At 73.0% G+C, this 13,548-nt stretch carries 11 protein-coding genes; 10 read left to right on the plus strand and 1 reads right to left on the minus strand.

Going from position 1 to position 13,548, the window contains the following annotated elements; translation table 11 throughout:
• Window positions 1-66: 66 nt before the first annotated feature.
• The 8 genes from LXM50_RS10895 to LXM50_RS10930 all read left to right on the plus strand — a co-directional run bounded on the left by LXM50_RS10895 (window position 67) and on the right by LXM50_RS10930 (window position 10,448).
• Window positions 67-1,014 carry an NADP-dependent oxidoreductase gene (locus LXM50_RS10895; RefSeq protein ID WP_233311348.1) on the plus strand — a complete coding sequence of 316 codons (948 nt, stop codon included), beginning with the start codon at window positions 67-69 and terminating at the stop codon, window positions 1,012-1,014.
• Window positions 1,015-1,081: 67 nt separating this feature from the next.
• Window positions 1,082-2,443: a PLP-dependent transferase gene (locus LXM50_RS10900; protein WP_233311349.1), complete on the plus strand. Its 1,362-nt coding sequence runs from the start codon at window positions 1,082-1,084 to the stop codon at window positions 2,441-2,443.
• A gap of 23 nt (window positions 2,444-2,466) precedes the next feature.
• Window positions 2,467-3,285, plus strand: coding sequence for a shikimate 5-dehydrogenase (locus tag LXM50_RS10905; protein ID WP_308192520.1), 819 nt, complete (start codon window positions 2,467-2,469; stop codon window positions 3,283-3,285).
• 93 nt (window positions 3,286-3,378) lie between these two features.
• Window positions 3,379-4,902 carry a Mur ligase family protein gene (locus tag LXM50_RS10910; RefSeq protein ID WP_233311350.1) on the plus strand — a complete coding sequence of 508 codons (1,524 nt, stop codon included), beginning with the start codon at window positions 3,379-3,381 and terminating at the stop codon, window positions 4,900-4,902.
• A gap of 93 nt (window positions 4,903-4,995) precedes the next feature.
• Entirely contained in the window at window positions 4,996-5,694 is a 699-nt protein-coding gene (locus LXM50_RS10915; RefSeq protein ID WP_233311351.1) for an RNA polymerase sigma factor, read from the plus strand.
• Complete coding sequence (locus LXM50_RS10920; protein WP_233311352.1) at window positions 5,684-6,154, plus strand: hypothetical protein; 471 nt, start codon at window positions 5,684-5,686, stop codon at window positions 6,152-6,154. Before LXM50_RS10915 ends, LXM50_RS10920 begins: the two co-directional genes overlap by 11 nt.
• A 31-nt stretch (window positions 6,155-6,185) precedes the next feature.
• Window positions 6,186-7,952, plus strand: a complete 1,767-nt coding sequence (locus tag LXM50_RS10925) for a S8/S53 family peptidase (protein ID WP_233311353.1) — start codon at window positions 6,186-6,188, stop codon at window positions 7,950-7,952.
• Window positions 7,953-7,979: 27 nt separating this feature from the next.
• Complete coding sequence (locus LXM50_RS10930) at window positions 7,980-10,448, plus strand: CHAT domain-containing protein (protein WP_233311354.1); 2,469 nt, start codon at window positions 7,980-7,982, stop codon at window positions 10,446-10,448.
• Window positions 10,449-10,640: 192 nt separating this feature from the next.
• Here the strand turns inward: LXM50_RS10930 and LXM50_RS10935 are convergent, their stop codons facing one another.
• Window positions 10,641-11,498 (minus strand): sulfurtransferase, encoded by an 858-nt coding sequence (locus LXM50_RS10935; RefSeq protein ID WP_233311355.1) that lies wholly within the window; start codon window positions 11,496-11,498, stop codon window positions 10,641-10,643.
• An 83-nt stretch (window positions 11,499-11,581) separates the two neighbouring features.
• On the opposite strand from LXM50_RS10935, the gene LXM50_RS10940 reads away from it, so the two are divergent.
• A complete protein-coding gene (locus LXM50_RS10940; RefSeq protein WP_233311356.1) occupies window positions 11,582-12,598 on the plus strand; it encodes a Gfo/Idh/MocA family protein in 1,017 nt (338 codons plus the stop codon).
• Window positions 12,599-12,618: 20 nt separating this feature from the next.
• Window positions 12,619-13,545 carry an NYN domain-containing protein gene (locus LXM50_RS10945; protein WP_233311357.1) on the plus strand — a complete coding sequence of 309 codons (927 nt, stop codon included), beginning with the start codon at window positions 12,619-12,621 and terminating at the stop codon, window positions 13,543-13,545.
• Window positions 13,546-13,548: the final 3 nt, after the last annotated feature.

Raw genomic sequence — 13,548 nt, forward strand, 5'->3', positions numbered from 1 at the left:
GGCGACGCCGGCGGCCCCGTGCCGCTCACGCGTCCCGACCCCGCAGACCCGTCGTAGCCTGGAGCCATGGCGCAGGCGATCGTGCAGACCGAGCTCGGCGGACCCGAGGTCCTCACCCTCGTGGAGGTGCCGGATCCGGTGCCTGCGCCCAGCGAGGTCGTCGTGCGGATCGAAGCGGCCGGCGTGAATCCGATCGACGTCAAGCAGCGCAGTGGCTTCCGCCCCCTGCCGCCGATCACCGAGCCCCGGCACCTCGGCTTCGACGGAGCGGGCGTCGTGACCGCGATCGGATCCGGCGTCGAGGGCCTCGAGGTCGGCGACCGCGTCACGATCCGCGACACCCGGGGCACGTACGCGACCGCGCTCGCCGTGCCGGCCGCCCACACCTGGGTGATGCCGGACGAGGTGACCGCCGCACAGGGCGCCGCCCTGGGGATCCCCGCGGGCACCGCGTACCAGTCGCTGCTCTCGCTCGGCGTCGGCAACGACGACCTGCTGCTCGTGCACGCGGGATCCGGCGCGGTCGGCCAGGCCGCGGTCCAGTTCGCCGTGGACGGGGGCGCCACCGTCATCGCCACGGGCGGTGCGGCGTCGCAGGAGCGCCTTCGCGAGCTGGGCGCGATCCCCGTCGTCTACGGGGAGGGCCTCGAACAGCGCATCCGGGACGCCGCGGACGGGCGGCCCGTCACGGTCGCGCTCGACGGCGCCGGCACGGACGAGGCGATCGCCGCCTCGCTCGCCCTGGTCTCCGACCGCGACAGGATCGCCACGATCGTGCGCGGCCCGGACGCGGCGTCACTCGGCATCCGCGCGTTCAGCGGAGGCAGCCCCGTCCCGCTCACGGAGCAGGAGCTCGCGTGGCGCGCGGAGGCCGTGCCGGCCGCGCTCGGGCTCATCGCCCGGGGTTTCTTCTCGATCGAGTTCGGCCCTGAGCTGCCTCTGGCCGAGGCCGCCGAGGCGCACCGGCTCATCGAGGCGCGCGCCGCGCGCGGCAAGATCGTGCTGCGCCCCTGATCCGCCGGATCCGCAACAGTCGGAAACATCCCTGCGGATCCGCACCCGCGCGCCCGAGGATGGGTGGGTGACCGACAGCGCCGCCTCCGCCCCCGACACCCGTTTCGCCACGAAGCAGGTGCAGGCCGCGTATGTCTCCGGCACGCCGCAGAACACCGCCGTGCCGCCGCTGTACCAGTCCGCCGCCTACGAGTTCGGCTCACTGGCCGAGGCCCGCGACCTGTTCGCGCTGCGCCGTGCCGGCAACATCTACAGCCGCAACGCCAGCCCGACGCAGCAGCTGCTCGAAGAGCGCGTGACCGCGCTCGAGGGCGGCATCTCGGCCGTGGCCGTGGCGAGCGGCCAGGCGGCGGTCGCCGTCACGATCCTCGCGCTCGCCGGTCGCGGTGGGCATGTCGTCGCGGCCGACCGGCTCTACGGCGGAACGGTCGACCTGCTGCAGGACACGCTCGCCGACTTCGGCATCACGGTGACCTTCGTCGACCAGGACGACCCGGAGGCCTGGCGCGCGGCGGCGAACGAGCGCACCCGGCTGTTCTTCGCGGAGTCGGTCGCGAACCCGCTGGCGCAGGTGCTCGACATCCGCTCCGTCGCCGACGCCGCGCATGCCGCCGGCGTCCCCCTCGTCATCGACAGCACCGTCGGCACTCCGTACCTGATCCGCCCGGGCGAGCACGGCGCCGACTTCGTCGTGCACTCCGCGACGAAGTACCTGAGCGGCCACGGCACATCGCTCGGCGGAGTCGCGGTCGACCTGGGCTCCTTCGACTTCGGCGCGCAGCCCGCGCGGTGGCCGCAGTTCACGGCGCAGCACGACCGGTTCGGCCCCCTCTCGCTCTGGGAGCGGTTCGGACAGGGCTTCGCCTTCGCCGCGCTCGTGAAGGCGAAGTACGTGCACGACCTGGGGCCCTCGCTGTCGCCCTTCAACGCGCACCAGATCCTGCAGGGCATCGAGACGCTCGACCTGCGCGTCTCGCGTCAGAGCGCGTCCGCCCAGACCATCGCCGAAGCCCTCCACGAGAACCCGGCGATCGCCGCCGTGCACCACCCCGGCCTCCCCGGCAACCCCTGGCACGACCTCGCCGCGCGCTACCTCCCCCGCGGCATCCCCGCGGTGTTCTCGATAGATCTCGTCCCCACCGGTGACGAGGCCCTGGATCAGGAGCGCGTGGAACGGTTCGTGGACGGTCTGAAGATCGTGCGCCTCGTGGCGAACATCGGCGACGCCCGGTCGCTCGTCTCCCACCCCGCCTCCATGACGCACTCGCACCTGAACGCCGCCCAGCGCGCCACCGCCGGCATCGGATCCACGACCGTGCGTCTGTCGATCGGCATCGAGGACCCCGCCGACATCCTCGCCGACCTCGAGCAGGCGCTGTCGGCCGCGATCACCACGACGACGACGCAGCAGGAGTTCGCGAACGCCTGAGCCGTCGTCGGTACGCTGGTCCCGTGCCGATCCTGAACAAAGACATGACGCTGTGCATCTCGCTGTCTGCGCGCCCGAGCAACAACGGCACCCGGTTCCACAACCACCTCTACGAGGCGCTCGGGCTGAACTGGATCTACAAGGCGTTCGCCCCGACCGATCTCGCGCAGGCGATCGCCGGCGTGCGAGGCCTCGGTATCCGCGGCTGCGCGATCTCCATGCCGTACAAGGAGGACGTGATCGCCCTCGTCGACCGGATGGATCCGTCGGCCACGGCCATCGACTCGGTCAACACGATCGTGAACGACGACGGGGTGCTCACCGCGTACAACACCGACTACTCGGCGATCGCCGAGCTCATCGCGCGGAACGGGATCGAGCCCGCGTCGTCCGTGCTGCTGCGCGGATCCGGCGGCATGGCGAAGGCGACCGCCGCTGCGTTCCGTGACGCGGGCTTCTCGGACGTCACGATCGTCGCGCGCAACGAGGACGCGGGACGGGCACTCGCGGATCTCTACGGCTTCGGCTGGGCTGCGGACGTGGACGGGGGAACGGCCGACGTGCTCGTCAACGTGACCCCGATCGGCATGGCCGGGGGCGCCGAGGCCGCGGCGCTGTCGTTCCCCCCGTCCGCGATCGATGCGGCCCGGGTCGTTTTCGACGTCGTGGCACTCCCCGCCGAGACGCCGCTCGTGCGGGCGGGACTCGCCGCGGGCAAGACCGTCATCAACGGGGCCTCCGTCGCCACACTGCAGGCGCTCGAGCAGTTCGTGCTGTACACGGGCGTGCGCCCGACCGACGAGCAGGTGCGCGCGGCCGAGGAGTTCATGCGCGCGCAGTGAGTCGCGAGGGTCCTGGACGTTCGCGTTTCGTCTCGGTCGCCTTCGGCGTCCTCGCTCAACGACCGGGAAGCGCCCCGGTAGACTCGGACGGTCATGCCCTCCGTGTCGAACTACCCCGCCCCGCGCCTGGATTCCCGCCCTGTCGAGACGTTCCGCGCGACGCTCGGCGACCTCGCGGCACACCTCGACGTCGCCGCTCCCGTCCGCACCGACGCGGCGTTCACGGGTGTCGCCGTGGGCACGGAGCACGTCCGCGCCGGCGACCTGTTCCTCGGAATACGCGGGGCGAATGCGCACGGGGCCCGGTTCGCGGCGAAGGCCGTCGAGGCCGGAGCCGCCGCGGTGCTCACCGACGCCGAGGGCGCCGCCCTCGTGCCCGACGACGTCCCGGCGCTCGTCGTGGACGATCCGCGCCTGGCCGCCGGCCCCGCATCCGCGTTCCTCTACCGAGACCCGGTCGCGTCGATGACCTCGATCGGGATCACGGGCACCCAGGGCAAGACCACGACCGCGTTCTACGTGGCCGCCGCCGCAGGCATGTCCCGGTCCGGCACGATCGGATCCATCGGCACGACCGTGGGCGACGACTTCTTCCCGCCCGTGCTGACCACCCCCGAGGCGCCCGAGCTGCAGGCGCTGTTCGCGGTGATGCGCGAGCAGCGGCTCGGCACGGTCGCCGTCGAGGCGTCCAGCCACGCCCTCACCCTGGGCCGCGTCGACGGCTTCGCGTTCGACGCGGGGATCTTCCTGAACCTGGGCCACGACCACCGCGACTACCACCCCACCCAGGCCGACTACTTCGCCGCGAAGGCGCTGCTGCTCACCCCCGCGCACGCGAAGATCGGCATCGTCGACATCGACTCGCACTGGGGCCGCGTGCTCGCCGCCCAGGCCACGGTGCCGGTGCGCACGACCTCGGCGAGCGGATCCGAATCCGCCGACTGGCGCGCCGAGGACGTCGAGCTGCGTGCGCACGGGTCCTCGTTCGTCGTGCGCTCCCCGCATGGCGAACGCGTGCCGTTCACGACCCAGCTGACGGGCGCGTTCAACGTGAACAACATCCTCGCCGCCGTCGCCGCGCTCGCCGAGTCCGGGCGCGAGCTCGCCGACCTCGCCCCCGGCATCGCCGCGCTGCCGAGCGTCGAGGGGCGCCTGCAGCGGTTCGACTTCGGGCAGGCGTTCACGGCGATCGTCGACTCGGCGCACAAGCCCGAGGCCATCAACGCCGCACTGCGGGCGATCCGCACCACGACGCCGGAGGGCCGCCTGATCGCTGTGCTCGGCGCGAACGGTCACCGTGACGCCGCCAAGCGCCGCATGATGGGCCGCTTCGCGGCGATGTTCGCCGATGTGCTGGTCATCACCGACGACAACCCCTACGACGACGATCCGGCCGAGATCCGCGCCTCCCTCATCGCCGGCGCGCGTTCGAGCACGGTCGAGATCACCGAGATCGCCGACCGTCGCGAAGCGATGGCCGCTGCCGTGCGGATGGCGCGCCCCGAGGACACCGTGGTGATCCTCGGCAAGGGTCATGAGCGCTATCACGCCCTCGCCGGCGGCGAGATCGCCTGGTACGACCCGGACGTGCTGCGCGAGGTCATCGAGGCGCTCTGATCCTCCTGTCGCGGATGACACCAGATCCGCGCGCGGAAGTTGTATCAGCGAGCCACTATCGCTCTCCTGCCCCTTGTGGAGACAATGGGCGCCATGACGGCCACCGGCGACCGTACGCAGCCGTTCGACGAGCGCGACGAGGCCTTCGGCGACGCCGTCGAGCGTGATCGCAGCGCGGCCGAGGGCCGGGTGGCGGCGCGGGCCGGCGCGGGATCGGACCCGCCCCGATGGGAGCGGGCGACGGCCCTCTTCCTGCGCTGGCGCGACGGGGAACCCCGCGCCATGGACGAGCTCGTGCGTCTGATGACGCCGGTACTGTGGCACGTCGCGCGAGCGTACGGGCTCGACCGCGCTCTGGCCGAGGATGTCGTGCAGTCCACCTGGATGGCGCTCATGCGCCGGCACGCCGCGATCGACGAGCCGCGTGCGATCTCGGGGTGGCTGACGACGTGCGCCCGGCGCGAGGCGTGGCGCGTGGGCCGGCTGCAGCGCCGAGCGGATCCCACCGAGACGGAGTTCCTCGAGCCGCACCTGCCCGTCAGCGAGTCCGCCGAACACCAGGCGCAGCGCGGCACGGAGGCGGGGGCGCTGTGGAGCGCCGTCGGGGCGTTGAACACGCGGTGCCAGCGGCTGCTGCGCATCGTGGCCTTCGAGGAGCGGCCCGACTACGCGCGCATCGCACAGGATCTCGCGATGCCGATCGGCTCGATCGGGCCGACCAGGCAGCGCTGCCTGGGCAAGCTCCGCGCACTGCTGGAGCAGGACGGATGGGAGGACGACGATGACCGTTGAGGAGACAGCGGCCGACGCGGCGCTCTTCGCGCGGCTGCGCAGCGCGTGGAGGATGCACGATCCGGTGCCCGCCGGGCTCGCGGACCGGATGGTCGCGGCCGTCGCGGTGGAGGACCTCGGACGCGAGTACGCGCTGCTGACGCTGGTCGAGCAGGAGGGTCCGATCGCCGTACGCGGCGAGACCGACACCGCGACGCTCCAGTTCAGCGATGGGAGCACCGGCGTCGTGGTGCACGTCACGACGACCGAAGCGCATCTGCGACGGATCGACGGGTGGGTCGACGGGGCCGTGCTCGTGGTCCGCTTGACGCAGCAGGACCGCGAGTGGACGGCCGAGCTCGCGAACCCGGGCCGGTTCGCCTTCGATGCGGTGCCGACCGGCCTTTCGGCGCTGCGACTGGTCCTGCGCGGCGCGGACGGCGAGCCGACGGAGTTCCGCACTCCGATGTTCGAAGTGTGATGCGAGACGACGGATCGATCAGGAGGCGCGGATGGCACGGGACGATGAGGGGCGGCATGACCAGGACGAGGACGGGCCGAGGCCCCGCTCACGACCGAGCTGGCGCGAGCGGGAGCGCGCGGCGCGGCTCCGGGGTGCGGTGCTCGACGTGACGCTGCAGCCGGCGCACGGCCCCGCGGCCCACACCACCGTCTACGAGCCGGACGTGCTGCTGGTGCGGCCGGCACTCTTCGAGCGGGACGCGTCCGGACGGCGCGGCGACGAGAGGCTGGCCGCTCTCGCCGAGGCGCTCGGCTGGAGCCTCACCGTGGAGCGACTCGAAGACGCCCCCGGAGCGCGGAAGGACGGCGACGTCCCGCCCGGCGCACGACGGGCGCCGGAGGGAGCCCGGGAGACCGAAGGAGCCCGGCGGACGGACGCGCAGGAGAGCCGAGTCGGATCCCCTCGCGACCCCGGCGTCGCGGATTCGACGCGTCTGCGGATCGCCGTGTCGGCGAGCGCGGCCCGCGACGCCCGGCCGATCCTCGCGCCGGATGCCTGGCGCCTGCTCGTGGCCGCGCGCGATGACGGCATCCCCGGCCTCGCGCTGAACCACCTGCTCGGGATCCATCCGTTCACGGGGAATCCCTTCACCGGCAATCCCTTCACCGGCAACCCCTTCACCGGCAACCCGTTCACGGGCAACCCCTTCACCGGCAACCCGTTCACGGGCAACCCGGCGGGACTCGCGAGCTACGGGTTCCCCGGCTTCGGCGGACGGCAGCCCGTCGCCTGGACCGGACCGGGGCCCGCGCGCTCCCCGCTGCCCGCGGGGGCGCGTCGCCCGATCGTCGCTGTGCTGGACACCGGATGCGGCGCGCACCCCTGGTTCGGGAACATGCCGGGAGCGGCGCCGGATGCGGATCCCGTGCTGATCACGTGGACGAGTCTCACCGGCGAGCCGCTCGGGCTGACCGACCCGGCGACGGACCCCGAGCGGCACCCGAGCTTGAGCGAGCCGCTCGACGGACACCTGGATCCGGTCGCCGGGCACGGCACTTTCATCGCCGGCCTCGTGCTGCAGGCCTGTCCCGAGGCCCAGATCCTGCCGGTCCGGGTGTCGGACGGGAACGGCATCATCATGGAGAACGATCTGCTCGGCGCGCTCGGGCGCATCGTCGGGCTCCTCGAGTCCGGGACGCTGCGCCTGGACGTGATGAGCCTCTCGTTCGGCTTCTTCCACGAGTCCCCCGGGGCCGAGGAGACGCAGAGCGAGCTGTACGCGCTGCTGCAGCGCGTGCGCAGGAGCGGATGCGTCGTGGTGTGCTCCGCCGGCAACGATGCGACCGACCGGCCCTCATCGCCCGCGGCGCTCTTCGCCTGGGGTCCGGAATCCGGGATCGATCCGGCCGATGAAGCCGGCCTCGCGCCGCAGGTCTCCGTCGGCGCGCTCAATCCGTCGGCGCGCTCGGTGGCACTGTTCTCGAACTTCGGCCCGTGGGTGCGGACCTATGTGGTCGGCGTCTCGGTGCTCTCCACGCTGCCGGTGTCGTTCGACGGGGGGTCGCAGGCCGGCATGCGCGCCGACGAGGAGGGCCGTCGGCGCGAGACACTCGACCTCGACGACTTCGCGGGAGGGTTCGCGGTATGGAGCGGCACCTCGTTCGCCGCGCCGATCGTGGCCGGACGGATCGCCCGCGAACTCAGCGCGGGAGCGCTCGCCGCGCGCGGGCCGATCACGCCCGCCGAGGCAGCGGATGCCGTGCTGGAGCGCTGCATCATCGAGGATGGATCGCGCGCGCAGAAGACCCTCCCGTAGCGGGCGCCGACGCGCCATGCTGTGAGGGTGACGCTGACGGCGGATGAGCTGTACCGGCGCGGCCGCGCGCAGTTGAACGCAGGCCGGAACGCCGCGGCGCGGCGCGAGTTCCTGCGCGCGCGAGCGCGCACCGAGGATCCCAATCTCCGGGCGAGGATCGCGGGGTCGATCGCGGCGATCACGATCCGCCAGGGAGACCGCACCTCCGCCGAGGCCGTGTGCCTCGACGCGCTGCACCTGCCCGGACTCTCCGAGGCGACAGCGGCCATGCTCTACGGTCAGCTCGGGCTGGTCGCGCTCGAACGCGGTGATCTGGCGCGCGCGATGACGATGCTGGATCGCGGCATCGCCGGAATCGGAGACGAGGTGGAGCATCGGGGGCCGATGCTGCTCAACCGCAGCGTGGCGCACATGCAGGCCGGACGGCTCGAGGAGGCGATCACCGACCTCGATCGGGCGGTCCCCGACTACGCCGCGACGGGGGACGAGGTCTCGCGGGCGATGGCGGTGCACAACCGCGGCTACGCGGCACTGCTCGCCGGCGAGCTGGTGCCCGCGCTCGAGAAGATGGGCGAGGCGCAGACGGTGCTGAGCGCCGCCTCGGCCGTGAACGCGGCGATCTGCGACCGCGATCGCGCCGAGGTGCTGCGGGACGCCGGGCTCACCCGCGATGCGGAGCGCACCCTCGAACGGGCGATCCGGGTGTTCGGCGCGCACCGGATGAGGCAGGCGCGCGCGGAGGCGGAGTTCCATCTGGCGCGCTCCCTGCTGAGCCACGAACCGGAGCGGGCGGCGACGATCTCCTCCGCCGCGGCACGACGATTCCGCGCCGTGGGGAGCGACTCGTGGGCGGTGCGGGCGGACGCCGTGCGGCTGCGCGCCCTGCTGACCGTCGAGGCGGACGGCCGGCCGACGGGGCTGCGCGCTCCGGGCGACGCCGAGGTCGACCGCGTCGAGGCGCAGTTGACTCACCATCGGCTCCGGGCCGAGGCGGCGTCGCTGCGACTCACCCGGCAGCGTCACCACGCACAGACCCGCACCGCGATCCCCGCGGCCCAGGCGCGCATACGGGTTCCGCCCGGTGCGGGGCTGCAGGTGCGACTGCTCGCGCTGGAGGTACGGGCGGCGCGGGCCGCCGCCGCGGGCGACGACGCGGCCGCACGTCGGATCGCCGCTGCGGGCCTGGACGAGCTGGCCTCCTGGCAGGCCTCGTTCGGCAGCCTGGATCTGGCCACCGCTCTCGTCATGCATGGTGCGGGCCTGCTCTACGCCGGGCTCGAGGCGGCCGTCCGCTCCCGTCGGCCGGCGGTCGTGTTCGAGTGGTCGGAGCGCGCCCGGCACCTGAGCCAGCAGACCGTGCCCCTGCGCCCCCCGCCCGACCCCGGGCTGGCCGCGGATCTCGCCGAGCTGCGGATGCTCCGCTCCGAGGCCGCGTCGGGCGACTGGCTCGCCCACCCCCGCGCCGCCGAACTGAGCCAGCGCGTGCGGCAGCGGGAGTGGTCCTCGATCGGACGGGCCGGAGGTCGGGAGCGCGCCACCATCGACGAGCTGCAGGCGGCGCTCGACGCGGACAGCGCCTTCGTCGCCTACGCCTATCAGCGCGACGGCCTGGTCGCGGTCGCGGTGACCGCGGACGACGCCCGGGTGGTCGACATCACCGGCTGGCCGCAGGCACGACGAGCGATGGCAGGGCTGCGCGCCGACCTCGATGTCGCCGCGACCGTGCGCGCCGGTGCGATGGGCGCGGTCGTGCGCCGGGCGCTCGACGAGCGTCTCGCCGAGCTGTCGGATGCGCTGCTGGCGCCGGTGCTCCCGGTGGTCGGCGATCGGCGCCTCGCCCTGGCCGCCGCGGCGATCCTGAACGGGCTCCCGTGGGGCATGCTGCCGGCGATGCGCGAACGGGTGTTCACCGTGACCGACTCGGCGACGCAGTGGCTGCGCGCCCGCGGCGAGGCGCCGTTCCGCGGTGCGGGCTTCGTCGTCGGTCCGCGCGTCTTCCGGGGCGGCGAGGAGGTGAACCGCGCCGCGGCCGCCTGGCCGAGCGCACGGGTCCTCGATCCCGACGAGGCGACCGTCGCCGCCGCGACGGAGCTGTCCACTCGGGTGAGCGTGCTGCACATCGCCGCGCACGGCCGCCATGCCGACGGCAACCCCATGTTCTCGGGCCTGGAGCTCGCCGACGGCGCCCTGTTCGGCTATGACATCGACCGGATGGAACGGGTCCCCGACACCGTCGTGCTGTCGGCGTGCGAAGTCGGGCGCTCGTCGGTGCGCTGGGGATGGGAAGCCATCGGCATGACCCGGGTCTGGCTGCACGCGGGGTCGCGTGCCGTCATCGCGACGCCCGTGATCGTCGCCGACGACGACGCGTGCGAACTGCTCGGCGCGGTGCACGTCGGTCTCGCCGCCGGCCTCGTCCCCGCGGAGGCGCTGGCCGGAGCGACGGCGCGGACGGGCGTGCTCTCGCCCTTCCAGGTGCACGGCAGCGGATTCTGAACCCGATGTATCACGGCCGTCGCCGGCGGCTCCTGCTCTTCGGATCGATACGGTGCGGCCGCCGCGGGGAGCGTCGGCCAGAGGGGACGCCGTGAACTGGGGATGTGCGCGGAAGCGATGGCGCGCAGCGATCCGAGAGGAGGGGGTGCCGCCGAGGGGACCGGCGGCGCCCCCTCCTGCGTGATGCGCAGGTCACTCGTCGAGCGGATCCTCCACGGCCGGCACGGGCCCGACCTCGACCGGGCGTCCCGGGGTGTTCGACCAGGCGCTCCAGGATCCGGGGTACACGGTCACCTCGCGGCCGATGAGCGCCCCGGCGAGCGCGAGCTGAGCCGCTGTCACGCCGGATCCGCAGTACGCCGCGATCGGCACCTCCTCGCCGGCGCCCACGGCCTCGAACGCGGCAACGATCTCCGCGGGGCTGCGGAACCGCCCGTCCGCGGTGAGCAGCTCGGAGATCGGCAGGTTGCGCGCACCCGGGATGTGCCCCGCGACGGGGTCGATCGGCTCGGTCTCGCCGCGGAACCGCTCGGGGGCGCGCGCGTCCAGCAGCACTCCGCCCCACTCCGCGACCTGGTCGGTGTCGAGGACGTCCGCGGTGCCCGGCCGGCTCAGCACGACGTCACCCAGCTCCGGGACGACCTCGCCCTGCTCGATCTCTCCCCCGGCGGCGCGCCAGGCGCCGAGACCGCCGTCGAGCACGCGCACGTCGGCGATCCCCGCCCGACGCAGGGCCCACCAGGCGCGGGACGCCGGCAGCGAGCGGGAGTCGTCGTAGACCACCACGGTCTGCCCCTGCCGGATGCCCCACCGCCGCGCCGCCTCCGCCAGCGCGTCGTCGGAGGGCAGAGGATGCCGGCCCTCCGAGGCGGCGCCGTGACCGGCCAGCTCCGCCTCCAGGTCGGCGAACACCGCGCCGGGGAGGTGCCCGGCGAGATGGTTCGCGTGCCCGTCCGTGAAGCCGAGGCGGTAGCGCACGTCGAGGATCCGAGGATCTGCGCCCTCCTCGATGAGCGTGCGGAGGCCGGCGGCGGTGATGAGGTCTGCCATGGCCCCATCTTCTCAACACCGCAGGGCGGGGTGGGGGCTCTCCCCGGAATCGGAACGACGCAGGAGCCCGTACGCTGGGAGCCATGACCGGCCACTCCCCTCGACCCGCAGCATTGCGCTGGGGCATCCTCGCCACGGGCGGCATCGCCGCCGCCTTCGCCGCCGACCTGCGCACCGCGGGTCTGGATCTCGTGGCCGTCGGATCCCGCTCGCAGGATTCCGCCGACGCGTTCGCCGCGCGCTACGGCATCGCCCGGGCGCACGGCTCGTACGCCGCGCTCGTGGCGGACCCCGACGTCGACATCATCTACGTCGCCACTCCGCACCCGATGCATCACGCCGACGCGCGTCTCGCGCTCGAGCACGGCAAGCACGTGCTCGTCGAGAAGGCGTTCACCCTCAACCGCGCCGAGGCGCAGGACCTCGCAGACCTCGGCCGCGAGAAGGGCCTGCTCGTCATGGAGGCGATGTGGACCCGGTATCTGCCGCACATGGCGCGGCTGCGCGAGATCATCGCGGCCGGCACCCTGGGCGAGATCCGCACCGTCTCGGCGGACCACACCCAGACGCTGCCGACGGATCCCGCACACCGCCTGAACGCTCTCGAGCTGGGCGGCGGGGCGCTGCTGGATCTCGCCATCTACCCGATCTCCTTCGTCGTCGGCGTGCTGGGCGTGCCGACCGAGGTCAAGGCGGTCGCCCGCCTCCTCGAGACGGGCGCCGATGCCGAGGTCGCGACCGTCATGACGCACGACGGCGGAGCGATCTCGACCACGTTCTCCTCCTCGCGCACCGCCGGGCCGAACACCGCTGTCGTGCTCGGCACGAAGGCCCGCGTGGAGATCGAGCGCTGGTGGTGGTCGCCCTCCGTCCTGCGCGTGATCGACCCCGAGGGCGTCGTGCTGGAGGAGTTCTCCGCGCGCCCCGCCGAGGGCGAAGGACGCGGGATGCAGTACGAGGCCATCGCCGCCGAGCGCTACGTCGCCGACGGATCCCTGGACAGCGATCTCCTGCCCGTGGCGGAGTCGGTCGCGATCATGGGTCTGCTCGACGAGATCCGCGCGCAGATCGGCGTGCGGTACCCCAACGAGATCGCCTGACCGACTCCGGAGGAGAACCCATGGCTGAGCCGCAGGACACCCGTGTCGCCGTCTATCTCGACTTCGACAACATCGTCATCTCCTGGTACGACCGCGTGCACGGACGCAACGCGTACAGCAAGGACCGTCAGCGGATCCAGGACAATCCGGCCGATGCCGAGGTCGCGGAGCGGCTCAAGGCCGCGATGATCGACGTCGGCGCGATCATCGACTACGCGTCGTCGTTCGGCACCCTGGTGCTCACGCGGGCGTACGCCGACTGGTCTTCGCCGGTCAACGCCGAGTACCGGTCGCAGCTGGTGGCCCGTGCCGTCGATCTCGTGCAGCTCTTCCCCGCTGCGGCGTACGCGAAGAACGGTGCGGACATCCGCCTGGCGGTCGACGCGGTCGAGGACATGTTCCGTCTCCCCGACCTCACCCACGTCGTCATCGTCGCCGGCGACAGCGACTACGTGCCGCTCGCCCAGCGGTGCAAGCGGCTGGGCCGGTACGTGATCGGCGTCGGCGTCGCCGGATCCACCGCCAAGTCGCTCGCCGCCGCCTGCGACGAATTCGAGGCGTACGACTCGCTCCCCGGTGTCGAGCGCGCGGCCGCGCCGGCGCCGGCGGCCGAGGAGACGGCGCCGAAGAAGCCCGCCGCCAAGCAGACCCAGGGAGCGCGCAAGCAGTCCCGCACGGTCGCGGAGAAGGAGGAGCCGACCCGCTCGGAGCAGGAGGAGGCGACCGCCACACTCGTGCGCGCGCTGCGCCTCGGCCACGACAAGAGCGACGGCGACGAGTGGCTGCACAGCTCGGCGGTGAAGACGCAGATGCGCCGCATGGACCCCTCGTTCAGCGAGAAGGCCCTCGGCTACCGCTCCTTCAACGCCTTCCTCAAATCGCGCGCCGACATCGCCGAGCTCGAGGAGACCGGGCACGAGCGCCTCGTGCGCCTCAAGGAGGCCTGACCC

The sequence above is a fragment of the Microbacterium sp. Au-Mic1 genome (assembly GCF_021341785.1).
GTDB lineage: Bacteria > Actinomycetota > Actinomycetes > Actinomycetales > Microbacteriaceae > Microbacterium.